General features: G+C 39.2%; 11 protein-coding genes. 7 read left to right on the top strand and 4 right to left on the bottom strand.

What is annotated here, in order from left to right; all coding sequences use genetic code 11:
- Positions 1 to 17 precede the first annotated feature (17 nt).
- The 3 genes from DBK98_RS04980 to DBK98_RS04970 all read right to left on the bottom strand — a co-directional run bounded on the left by DBK98_RS04980 (position 18) and on the right by DBK98_RS04970 (position 3,494).
- Positions 18 to 1,241: a C10 family peptidase gene (locus tag DBK98_RS04980; protein ID WP_005779623.1), complete on the bottom strand. Its 1,224-nt coding sequence runs from the start codon at positions 1,239 to 1,241 to the stop codon at positions 18 to 20.
- Positions 1,242 to 1,270: 29 nt separating this feature from the next.
- Complete coding sequence (locus tag DBK98_RS04975) at positions 1,271 to 1,633, bottom strand: hypothetical protein (RefSeq protein WP_005779625.1); 363 nt, start codon at positions 1,631 to 1,633, stop codon at positions 1,271 to 1,273.
- 169 nt (positions 1,634 to 1,802) lie between these two features.
- Entirely contained in the window at positions 1,803 to 3,494 is a 1,692-nt protein-coding gene (locus DBK98_RS04970) for a hypothetical protein (protein WP_005812341.1), read from the bottom strand.
- 736 nt (positions 3,495 to 4,230) lie between these two features.
- Between DBK98_RS04970 and mnmG the strand changes: the two genes are divergently transcribed.
- From mnmG to DBK98_RS04935, 7 genes are all read left to right on the top strand, one after another.
- Complete coding sequence (gene mnmG / locus DBK98_RS04965; RefSeq protein WP_005812343.1) at positions 4,231 to 6,108, top strand: tRNA uridine-5-carboxymethylaminomethyl(34) synthesis enzyme MnmG; 1,878 nt, start codon at positions 4,231 to 4,233, stop codon at positions 6,106 to 6,108.
- 51 nt (positions 6,109 to 6,159) lie between these two features.
- Positions 6,160 to 6,696 (top strand): adenine phosphoribosyltransferase, encoded by a 537-nt coding sequence (locus DBK98_RS04960; protein ID WP_022011645.1) that lies wholly within the window; start codon positions 6,160 to 6,162, stop codon positions 6,694 to 6,696.
- Positions 6,697 to 6,747: 51 nt separating this feature from the next.
- Entirely contained in the window at positions 6,748 to 8,574 is a 1,827-nt protein-coding gene (gene uvrC / locus DBK98_RS04955) for an excinuclease ABC subunit UvrC (protein ID WP_032536493.1), read from the top strand.
- A gap of 45 nt (positions 8,575 to 8,619) precedes the next feature.
- Positions 8,620 to 9,072, top strand: coding sequence for a D-aminoacyl-tRNA deacylase (dtd, locus tag DBK98_RS04950; protein WP_005779633.1), 453 nt, complete (start codon positions 8,620 to 8,622; stop codon positions 9,070 to 9,072).
- Positions 9,072 to 9,410, top strand: coding sequence for a nucleotide pyrophosphohydrolase (locus tag DBK98_RS04945; protein ID WP_005779634.1), 339 nt, complete (start codon positions 9,072 to 9,074; stop codon positions 9,408 to 9,410). The genes dtd and DBK98_RS04945 overlap by 1 nt, the downstream gene beginning before the upstream one ends.
- Positions 9,397 to 10,299, top strand: a complete 903-nt coding sequence (gene deoC / locus DBK98_RS04940) for a deoxyribose-phosphate aldolase (protein ID WP_005812349.1) — start codon at positions 9,397 to 9,399, stop codon at positions 10,297 to 10,299. The genes DBK98_RS04945 and deoC overlap by 14 nt, the downstream gene beginning before the upstream one ends.
- A 400-nt stretch (positions 10,300 to 10,699) precedes the next feature.
- A complete protein-coding gene (locus DBK98_RS04935; RefSeq protein WP_005779637.1) occupies positions 10,700 to 11,407 on the top strand; it encodes a DUF1266 domain-containing protein in 708 nt (235 codons plus the stop codon).
- A 5-nt stretch (positions 11,408 to 11,412) separates the two neighbouring features.
- Here the strand turns inward: DBK98_RS04935 and DBK98_RS04930 are convergent, their stop codons facing one another.
- Entirely contained in the window at positions 11,413 to 12,387 is a 975-nt protein-coding gene (locus tag DBK98_RS04930; RefSeq protein ID WP_022011643.1) for a polyprenyl synthetase family protein, read from the bottom strand.
- Positions 12,388 to 12,430: the final 43 nt, after the last annotated feature.

Raw genomic sequence — 12,430 nt, 5'->3', positions numbered from 1 at the left:
AATTATGAATTTATATTTTACCATAAGATTTCAGTCCCCATAGCTTCATGAAAATAAATATAATCATTATCTGTGTAATAATTACCATTCGGTGAATTTTTATCATTAGTCGGATTATTACCATCTTGAGAAGCATTATCAGCTGGTCTATTATAAGCTCCGTCTTTAATAGCATACCAACCATTATTAGACGTGTTCCATCCAAAATTACAATGAATCGCTTGTACCTGTATATTAGTACAACCAATCATGGCATTTCCTGAATATTCAAAAACTCCACCATCAACCAACCAAGCATGTCCCGTACCCTTTTTTTTCTTTCCTACAAAGACAACAACGTTTTTAGTTATAAGACATTGATACAATAAATTCTTATCAACATCATTCGTCTTATGTCTTTCGACATTATATCCCCATCCTTTCAAAAAATCATTAGTCGAGCCTAAGTTTTTGGTTCCTGTCCCATCACATCTATAGCTTACCTTAATTCCATCCGCTACCTTTCTCACAAATTGAGATACAGGAGCTATCAGATTAGTATCGTATACCCCAGTATTTACAGTAAATGCATCCCAATCATAAGCTATCGGACATTTTCTATAATAAGTAATTGCCTGAGCGACTGCAATAGGAATACAACCTGCATAATAATAGCTCATAGAGCACTTCCCATTCGTAGGCATCTGAGCATTATAAGGATAATGCTGGTTCCATTCGGTCTTTACCAATGGTATAGAGACATGTGTTGTTCTCTGTTCACCGCTTCTTGTCAGACTAGAATTCAGTTGATCCTGTTTTATAATATCCGGAATCTGACCAACAAGATAAGCCATACCTTCATTTTCTATAGTATCTGACAGCATTCCATTTTCCACATAAGCATAGACTCTTCCTACTTCAGCTTTTCCGGTGGCTATTGCAAACCCCAATTTCCCATCCTTTTCTGTATCAAATACGAACATATTCACACTATCTGTACTAACCTCCCCAGCTCTTGTAATCATTTTCGGAATGACAATAGCTTTCTTACCTGCTAAAGATAATGTAATTTGCAAGGTATTACTTCTCGTACCACCTTTCTCTTTATCTATCCTCTCACTGAATTGGCATATCAAGTCTTTAGCTCTTTTATACTCAGACATATCTTCTGTATTTGTGTTATCCACAATGGTTTCTTCATCATTCTTATTACATCCACAAAATATAGATAACAACAATATTAATTTGAATATTCTTTTCATTTCGTGTTATTTTAAGTTTTTAATTAAAATCAATTTTCACTTCCAATATAAACGTCAAAACTATTAGAATCTCTGTCCAAAAGAATTGAGACAGCAGTACCAGTCACCGTATCATCAAAAACTTGCTGTCCGGTTTCAGAGTCAACAACCCGTATCTTTCTATTCTCCAAAGAAAAACTAAAACTTAAGACAAATTGGTTCTCTTCGATATAGCCACAAGCTACAGGTAAAGTACTTCTTTGCAGATTTTCCTTCTTATGTGTTATCACATGCACGCTATGTCTACTTTTCATAATAGTTACAATCATAGAATTCTCTCCATAAACATTGTTAGACAGAAATACTATTTGCGCAGATAGTAATCCTCCCAATACAATCATCTTTGTTTTCATTGTTATATAAGTTTATTGTTCTGACGACAAAGTTACTCTATTCCCCTTTAGTAAAATGAGAAAAGAGATAACACTTATATTATTATAAACAGCTAATTTACAGAGATAAAGCGATCACATCTGATAACATTTTTCTCTTTTGATGTTCTATAAATCTCAAAAAAAGGATTTATTCATTTGATTCTTTCATTTTTTTCTTTAAACGTAAACGCCGCTGCACCACAATTTGCTTACTTGTATTGCCAAAACAATAGGCAATAGTCTGATCATCCATTTCACAAAGTTTCAGGCAGCAGTAGATACAATCGTCATCAGTTATTTTAGGATAAGTAGCACGAAGGTATTGAATATGATCGTCGTAAAGTTCAAACAACACTTCTTTCAATTGCACTTGTTCTTTCGCAAGAAGTACTTTGGGATTCTTTATCGTTTCATCACACTCTCGCTTCACTTGTTTGCTTAGTTCTTGAATACGCTTAAAAATAGATGTCTCCTTAAATAGACTATTACGTAAATGCGCTTTCTCGTCAACAATACGACGCAACTCTGATTGCTTCAATACAATTTCTTGCTCGCGTTCCACACCTATTTGTTTTAAAGAACTGATTTCAGCTTCCAAACGTTCTATGTGGAACTGTGACGAAGCAACGCGCTCTTTTAAATAAGCAACGCGCTGCTCATACAACACTTGAGCTATTTTTCGACATCGATGGATTCGTTGAAAAACGATAGCAATGATCAGCACGAACAAAATTACTCCATAACAGATTCGGTGAATTAAAACCTTCCGGCTTTCCTTCTCTTTTGTAATCTTCGCTTCCGAATCATATTTATAGGCCAACCGCTCGATATCAGATGCATGATTTAAAGAGAAAATAGAGTCTATATTATCGCCATAATAAGACTGATATTCAAAAGCACGTTGATAATTTCCTCTGATCTGTTCAACCTCTGCCAAAGAATATGAAGCTAATATCTTCCGTTCGAAATCAGAAGTATTTAGAATACGTTTTAAATAATATTCTGCGGAATCCAGCTTCTGTTTATCCAAATATAACTCACCAAATGTTAGCCACAAACTAATGGAGTCGTTCTTCTTAGTCAAATAGTTTTCTGCCAAACAGGCATATATAAAAGCAGAGTCCACATTCTCACAATTTAAACTCATGCGTTCATATAGATCACTTATAAAAATGGAATCATTCAAAGCCGAAGCCAACCGTAAAGCTTGATCCAAATAAAAAGAGGCTTCTTCTTCTTTTTTTTCAACTACACGCACCCAGCCCATATTCGACAGAGAATACATTAAGATCCTTTCATCATTCAGCAAAGAATCGCACTGATAAGAATGATAGAACTCTTCAAACGCTTTCTGATAAAGGAGCTGATCCAAATAGATCCCTCCCATATCTTCATAAATCATTCCTTTCAACTTCAATTCCTCTTTCGTATTCCCTTCTACCCCTTGCAAAGCGGTAAAACAACTCTTCAGGGCCTCTTCCGTCATTTTCATTTGTCGTTGAATCCTCCCCTTATAAAACCAAGCACGAGCCCAATGAATACCATCCTTTTTCACATAATAATCCAGTGCCGCATCAATCAGTGAATCACAGGGAAGAAGTGGCAAAAAGTTTTTATCAGTAGCCTGTGTCAAAAGTAAACCAAAATAGATCCGATCATCTTTTGAATATGCAGATACATTAAGCTCACCGAGATAATTCAAAATATGATCAGGAGAAATTTCCATTAGAGAATCGGCATACCTTAAAGAAGAGGGATACGCAGAAGAAGAATGTTGACAAGAGATCAATACTCCTACTAAAGACAATAGAAGAATGAGAGTAGGAAATGCCTTATTCATAATTATAATACTTTCTATCCAACAAACTTACGACTCTTTTCTGTAACTTCCTAATTTTTCAAAAGAAGACAATTGATAATCTATCATTCTGTATTTTCAGACTCCCCTACATCCCCATATTTCCGTCCAACCGGAAACAATACTCAAAAAAACGCTGGCATTTTGAATTAGATAAATTCAATAAGATAAGAATTTATACCCTTCCCAAGCAAAAAGACCAAACAGGAAACCAGAACATGGATATTAGAAAGCAAAAAATAGATGGATTCAACAAAAAGACATTTAATAGCATAAACACTTCTGATGAATTTCAGAAAAAGAAAAGGTGTTTTTTACACTATTAAATAGCTTATTGAGTGTAAAGTTCATCCTCTTTTAACAAAAACCTAACTTCATGTTAATACGATGTTAACTTCGTACTTGGAAAGAATTAGTATCTTATCAACAAAAAGTTAACTTCCCGAAGGTATGAAGTTAACTTCATTTGACCGCCTGCGCTCCAAAAGAACCCCAATTGCTCATATTTTTAGCTATCAAGAGTATTTCGTCCCAAATAGCGTTTTTTAAAACGTTCAAATCACAAACGTTTTGACAGTAAAAAGGCAAAATTAAGATCTTATCGATAAATTAAATCATTGGTTTGTGATACCTATAAACACTTAAAACTTATTGCATAAAACCCGCAACTGGCAACTTTTTCGTAACTTTGCGCGGTTAAGAAATAAACATTGATTCAATGGATTTTAAGTACGACGTTATTGTAATTGGTGCTGGACATGCAGGCTGTGAGGCTGCTGCAGCGGCAGCAAATTTAGGCTCAAAAACCTGTCTTATCACTATGGATATGAACAAGGTGGCGCAAATGAGCTGTAACCCTGCTGTAGGGGGGATTGCTAAAGGACAGATTGTACGTGAGATAGATGCTTTGGGTGGCTACATGGGATTGGTAACAGATCAGACAGCTATCCAGTTCCGTATACTAAATCGTTCGAAAGGACCGGCTATGTGGAGCCCGCGTGCACAGTGCGACCGGAATAAATTTATCTGGGCCTGGCGTGAAATATTAGAAAATATACCTAATTTACATATCTGGCAGGATACCGTAAAGGAAATTATCGTTGAAAACGGAGAGGTTGTGGGACTGAAGACTTTCTGGGATGTGACGTTTCACGCCAAATGTATCGTATTGACCGCAGGAACTTTCCTGAACGGACTGATGCATGTCGGAAAAACAAAACTTCCGGGTGGACGTATGGCAGAACCGGCCTCTTACGAATTAACCGAATCCATCGCGAAACATGGCGTTGAATACGGACGAATGAAGACCGGCACTCCTGTACGTATTGACGGAAGAAGCGTACATTACGAACTGATGGACACTCAGGATGGCGAATGCGACTTCCACAAATTCTCATTCATGAATACCAGTGTGCGACATCTTAAGCAATTGCAATGCTGGACATGCTTTACAAATGAAGAAGTACATGACATTCTGCGCAACGGCCTATCCGATTCTCCCCTTTTCAACGGGCAAATACAAAGTATCGGACCACGCTATTGCCCGAGTATCGAAACAAAGATCGTAACCTTTCCCGATAAAGAACAGCACCAGTTATTCCTTGAACCGGAAGGAGAAACTACGCAGGAATTATATCTGAATGGATTCTCTTCATCTTTGCCGATGGATATACAGATAAAAGCACTGAAGAAGGTTCCCGCTTTCAAAGACCTCGTTATTTATCGACCGGGATACGCAATCGAATACGACTACTTCGATCCGACACAACTAAAACACACGTTGGAATCGAAGAAAATCAGAAATCTCTTCTTCGCCGGACAAGTAAATGGTACTACCGGATATGAAGAAGCCGGCGGACAAGGTATCATTGCAGGTATTAATGCACACATCAATTGCCATGGCGGGGAGCCTTTCACCTTAGCAAGAGATGAAGCATATATTGGCGTATTAATCGATGACCTCGTGACTAAAGGAGTTGACGAACCTTATCGCATGTTTACTTCACGAGCCGAATATCGCATTCTTCTTCGCATGGACGATGCAGATATGCGACTCACAGAAAGAGCATACAAATTGGGGTTAGTAAAAGAGGACCGCTATGCTTTATTAAAGAGCAAGCGTGAAGCAATAGAAAGCATCGTAAACTTTGCCCGTAACTATTCAATTAAAGCTGCATTAATAAACGATGCACTTGAAAAATTAGGGACTACTCCCCTACGCCACGGATGCAAGTTGATTGATTTGATTAATCGTCCGCAGATTACAATAGAGAACATCTCCGAACACATACCGGCATTTAAACGCGAATTAGAAAAAATCACAGATGAAAGGAAAGACGAAATTCTGGAAGCTGCAGAAATTCTAATCAAATATGAAGGCTACATTGGACGGGAACGCATCATCGCTGACAAGTTGGCGAGACTTGAAAGTATTAAGATAAAAGGCAAGTTCGATTATGACAATCTTCAATCACTTTCGACTGAAGCCCGGCAGAAGCTTAAGAAAATCGATCCCGAAACAATAGCGCAAGCAAGCCGGATTCCCGGTGTTTCGCCAAGCGACATCAACGTATTACTGGTCCTTTCCGGACGATAGGGCACTTGCGTTTCACGTGAAACAAAACATTTAAAGAAACGATATAAAACAATGATTATGAGCAAAGAGAAGCTTAAAAAAAGCATCCGGGAAATACCGGATTTCCCAATACCCGGAATTTTATTCTATGATGTCACTACACTGTTCAAAGACCCGGAGCGCCTCCAGGAACTCTCGGATATTATGTACGAAATGTACAAAGATAAAGGGATCACCAAGGTAGTAGGTATCGAATCACGGGGCTTTATTATGGGCCCGATTCTCGCAACCCGCCTTGGAGCAGGATTCATACCCATCCGTAAACCCGGGAAACTCCCTGCCGAGACAATGGAAGAAAGCTATGACAAAGAATACGGCAAAGATACAGTGCAGATACATAAAGACGCCTTGAACGAAAATGATGTAGTATTATTGCACGATGACCTGCTGGCAACCGGAGGTACAATGAAAGCTGCCTGTAATCTCGTGAAGAAACTCCATCCGAAGAAAGTATATATCAACTTCATTATTGAATTAAAAGAGTTGAATGGGGAAAAAGTATTCGAAAACGACAAAGACGTAGAGGTACAATCCGTATTGTCGTTATAAATAAAATGAATATATTTGCAGGGCATAGTGATAATCACTATGCCCTTTTTTATGGATACAGATCAAGAACTTAAAACCAGCGAATACTTAAAAGGGATTGTTTCAAACCTTCCTGAAAAGCCCGGCATTTATCAATATCTGAATGCCGAAGGCACCATTATCTATGTAGGAAAAGCAAAAAACCTGAAACGAAGAGTTAATTCCTATTTCAGCAAAGAACATCAACCCGGAAAAACCCGTGTATTAGTAAGCAAGATCGCAGACATACGCTACATCGTGGTAAATTCAGAGGAAGACGCGTTACTGCTTGAAAATAACCTGATCAAGAAGTATAAGCCGCGTTACAATGTCCTGCTGAAAGACGATAAAACATATCCGTCCATCTGTGTACAGAACGAATACTTTCCAAGAGTATTCAAAACCAGGCGTATCATCCGAAACGGTTCATCCTATTACGGCCCATATAGTCACGCTCCGTCCATGCATGCCGTACTCGATTTGATAAAGCATTTATACCCTTTACGCACATGTAACCTAAACCTTTCACCTGAGAATATTCGCGCAGGGAAGTTCAATGTATGCCTTGAATATCACATCAAGAACTGTGCCGGACCATGCATCGGACTGCAATCACAAGAAGAATACCTGAAAAACATCTCTGAAATAAAAGAGATCCTTAAAGGGAATACTCAGGAAATAAGCAAAATGCTGTACCAACAGATGCAGGAATTAGCCGCTGAAATGAAATTCGAGGAAGCACAAAAGGTGAAAGAAAAATACGCATTAATAGAAAATTACCGTTCGAAATCCGAGGTTGTCAGTTCGGTACTGCATAACATAGATGTATTCTCGATCGAAGAAGACGGTGAGAAATCAGCTTTCATCAACTATCTCCATATCACCAACGGAGCTATCAATCAGGCTTTCACTTTTGAGTACAAGAAGAAACTGAATGAAACAAAAGAAGAACTGCTCACATTGGGCATTATCGAAATGAGAGAACGTTACAAAAGCGCTTCGCGTGAGATTATCGTTCCTTTCGATATAGAAATGGAGTTGAACAACGTCACATTCACCATACCTCAGCGAGGCGATAAAAAGAAGCTGCTGGAACTATCTCTACTCAACGTAAAACAATATAAGGCTGACAGGATGAAGCAAGCTGAAAAACTGAATCCCGAACAACGCAGTATGCGTCTGATGAAGGAGATTCAGCAGGAGCTACATCTGGACAGATTGCCGATGCAAATAGAATGTTTTGATAACTCAAATATCCAGGGGACAGATGCAGTGGCAGCCTGCGTAGTCTTTAAAAAAGCAAAGCCATCAAAGAACGATTACAGAAAATACAATATCAAAACAGTTGTAGGTGCCGATGATTATGCCTCAATGAAAGAGGTTGTCAGAAGACGATACCAACGCGTCTTAGAGGAAGAATCTCCCCTGCCCGACCTGATTATCACTGACGGTGGAAAGGGGCAAATGGAGGTAGTCAGACAAGTAATGGAAGAGTTGCAACTGGACATCCCTATTGCCGGGCTTGCCAAAGACCGCAAACACCGAACTTCTGAAGTGCTTTTCGGTTTCCCACCTCAAACAATCGGCATCAAACAGCATAGCCCTTTATTCCGGCTATTGGAACAGATCCAGGATGAAGTACACCGCTTCGCCATTACTTTCCATAGAGACAAACGTAGCAAACGACAGGTATCATCCGCTCTGGACAGCATCAAGGGAATCGGGGAGAAAACGAAAACCCTCCTGCTGAAAGAGTTCAAAAGCGTAAAACGTATCAAAGAAGCTTCTATGGAAGAAGTGGCCACGGTAATAGGTGAATCGAAGGCAAAAATCGTAAAAGAGGGTCTCAATAATCGCTAAAAATAGCTATCTTTGCAATAGTAAAGATTAAGCAATATAATTTGAATGAGAGTAGTTATACAACGCGTCAGCCACGCTTCAGTCACAATTGACGGACACTGTAAATCCGCAATTCGGGAAGGAATGATGATTCTGACAGGTATTGAAGATACGGACGGACAGGAGGATATTGACTGGCTGTGCAAGAAAATCGTAAATCTCCGCATCTTTGATGACGAAAACGGAGTTATGAATAAATCAATCTTAGATGCAGGAGGTGATATATTGGTAATCAGTCAGTTTACACTACACGCATCTACAAAAAAAGGAAATCGTCCATCCTATATTAAGGCCGCCAAACCGGAAATATCAATCCCGCTTTATGAACAATTCTGCAAAGATTTGAGTTGTGCATTAGGGAAGGAAGTGGGAACAGGAGAATTCGGAGCCGATATGAAAGTAGAATTATTGAACGATGGGCCTGTAACTATTTGTATTGATACCAAAAACAAGGAATAATGACATTAGAAGAAGCACAGAAAGCCGTCGATTCGTGGATACACGAATACGGTGTACGTTATTTCAGCGAACTGACCAATATGGCTGTTCTCACGGAAGAAGTAGGCGAATTGGCCCGCATTATGGCTCGCAAATATGGCGATCAATCTTTTAAGGAAGGCGAAAAAGACAACATCAGTGATGAAATAACAGACGTACTCTGGGTGCTCCTGTGTATCGCGAACCAAACCGGCGTAAACCTCACAGAGGCATTTGCACGAAATCTGGAAAAGAAAACTCAAAGAGATAATAAAAGACATATCAACAATCCAAAACTGAGAGAACATGGAAATGAATGATACTCCTCAAGACAAGTACCTGACCGCTTTGGCTAAGTACAACACGCAACTGAACGATGCTGACGTACAGGCTCAAGTTGCAGCATTAATTGATAAAAAAGTACCGGAGAACAATACGGAGGAGGTAAAAAAATTCCTTTTCAACTGTATTGATCTGACCACACTCAATACGACAGACAGCGATGAAAGTGTCATGAGATTCACTGAAAAAGTGAATCAGTTCGATAATGAATTTCCTGATCTGAAGAACGTTGCGGCAATCTGTGTATATCCTAATTTTGCACAGGTGGTAAAAGATACACTCGAGGTGGAAGGTGTAAATATCGCTTGCGTATCAGGAGGATTCCCCTCTTCGCAAACATTTACTGAAATAAAGATAGCAGAAACCGCAATGGCAGTAGCTGACGGAGCCGACGAAATAGATATCGTGATTCCTGTAGGGGCATTTCTAAACGGTGACTACGAAACGATGTGTGAAGAAATTATGGAGCTAAAGGAAACTTGCAAAGAACATCATCTGAAAGTAATCCTTGAAACAGGTGCTCTAAAGACTGCCTCTAACATTAAAAAAGCTTCTATCCTATCGATGTATTCCGGAGCCGATTTCATCAAAACATCCACCGGAAAACAGCAACCGGCAGCAACTCCGGAAGCAGCTTATGTAATGTGCCAGGCCATCAAAGAATACCACGAACAAACCGGAAATAAAATAGGTTTTAAGCCGGCCGGCGGCATTAACAGCGTAAATGATGCCTTGATTTATTATACCATTGTAAAAGAGATATTAGGTGAAGAATGGCTTAGTAACAAACTGTTCCGTTTGGGAACCAGTCGTTTGGCAAATCTGCTCCTGTCTGAAATCAAAGGCGAAGAACTAAAATTCTTCTAAAGGCTACATTAGCAATCAAATATGTCATGCCGTGTCGTCCCCTTTATTAATGTGGGGTGACACGGTATTTTTATTTAAGAAAAACTAAAGTTACCTATAGAGAAGTCAGAAGATTTTTCTATCTTTGCGTTGATATTAGCCCACAGAGAATAGGCTAAATCATTGTATTAGAGAACGTTTCAATTATTATCTTTTTCCTGGAATTCGGCAAAATTCATGTTATGAAAGGTAATAAGCAAACGGGTCTCACGCACCTTCACGTATATACTCTTGTTATATATCGAACGGAGCGTGAGACTGTTGCTTGTATCATCATAACGGCTTGCCGAAGCCCCAGGAAAGATACAGAGCAACAGTTCTCACGCTTTTCGGTTAACAAAGAATTAAAATAAACAAGAGTATGACAGAACAGGCATTATTTCAACAATTCAACCGGAACCAACAAAGGGAGAGTTTAGACAAGGCAAAGGAAACCGGATTATTTATCAGTCTGATTCCAAGTCTGCAAGAGCATTTCTATGTAGATAGTCTGACAACAGGAGCAAACCAAGAAACCCTCTCTAAACTTCTTCAGAGAAGTCCAAGAATCAAAAACGAAACGGCTGTTATTGAAATGATTCACTTCCTGCATGATGAAGGCGACCGTACTTCATTCAGTATTCTCCTACCCTTTCTACTGTCAGAATATGCTCCCAAAGAACTGGAGGAAAAACTACGGGAGCGTTTTTTCGGCATTGAACTTTTCATACGAAAATGCAACAACCTACACAATTTTATCACTTGTACAAAAGCTGGTCAGGCTGTTGAAATCAAAGAAGAAGACTTAAAAAAAGGGGTATTAGCATGGGATATGGGAAGAATGGTATGCCTGGTACGGATAGCCTACGATACCGGATATATTAATGAAGACCTTGCGTGGAATTATATTTGTTCGGCGGGCCAACAATGTATGCAAGCTTTTAGCAATTGGACTGAAGTAGGAAAAAGTTTCCTTTTGGGACAAGCAATGGAGGCTTCTGAAAAAGAAAAACAGGAAAGAAATATTAGCCTCTACCGAAAAGCGACAGAAGATGAAGAAAGCCCATGGAAAAAAAGAACACTGAAATAAAAAAGTTATTTATCTCGATCAACGACATAATCCACATATGTAATCAGGGCAGTCTTTACTGCCGAATCCGGGAGTATACGCAATAAATCAAGAGCGCGTTCTTTATATTCGTACATTACTTTTATGGCATACTCTATCCCTCCGTTTTGTTTGATAAACTCAATCAAACGGGCTATTTCGTCTACTGTAGCCGTACCATCCTTCACTTTGAGAGCCATTTCCTGCGCCCATGCATCATTAGTAGTATTAAGTACATACAATGCTGGTAAAGTCAACTTACCCTCCAGCATATCGTTTCCGGTAGGTTTACCAATCTCTTTACTCTCAAAATAATCGAAAATATCATCTTTTATCTGGAAGCAGATTCCAATATTTTCGCCAAAAAGACGCGCAAATTCAGCCTTTTCATCGGTTATTTCTACCGAAAGCGCTGCAGCCTTGGTACATGCTGCAAAAAGAGCAGCTGTCTTCTTGCGGATAACATCAAAATAAATCGTTTCGGAATATTCCCGGTTACTGACATTGGAAAGTTGCAGTATTTCTCCTTCTGCCAGATCTTGTCCTAAACATGCTACCACACCGATAATATCATGGTTGCGAGTGCGCTCGGCATGTACCAGACTCGTTGCCAAAAGAAAATCCCCCACCAATACCGCTACTTTATTATTAAAAATGGCATTTACTGACAGTTGACCACGACGTTCCGTGCTTTCGTCCACTACATCATCATGCACCAGACTTGCCGTATGAAGAAGTTCAAGGGATACAGCTGCATGTAAAGTAGCAGGCTTTATTTCTCCATAAAGCTTTGCTACAAGCAACACAAGAATAGGGCGCATCATCTTACCATTCCTCTGCCGGATGTGAGCAATCACATTATTAAGCAAAAGATTTGAACTGGACAGAGAACTATCAAACAGATTTTTGAAATCTTCCAGCTCCGTAGTAATCGGGGACTTTATTAAAGATAAGCTATCCATGCACACACTATTTGAGCACAAAAGTAATAATAAAACGGTTAAT

Origin of the sequence: Bacteroides sp. PHL 2737, assembly GCF_004115325.2 — a bacterium.
Lineage (GTDB): Bacteria > Bacteroidota > Bacteroidia > Bacteroidales > Bacteroidaceae > Bacteroides > Bacteroides hominis.
Note: the sequence above shows the minus strand (reverse complement) of the source record. Positions and strands in the feature narration are given on the sequence as shown.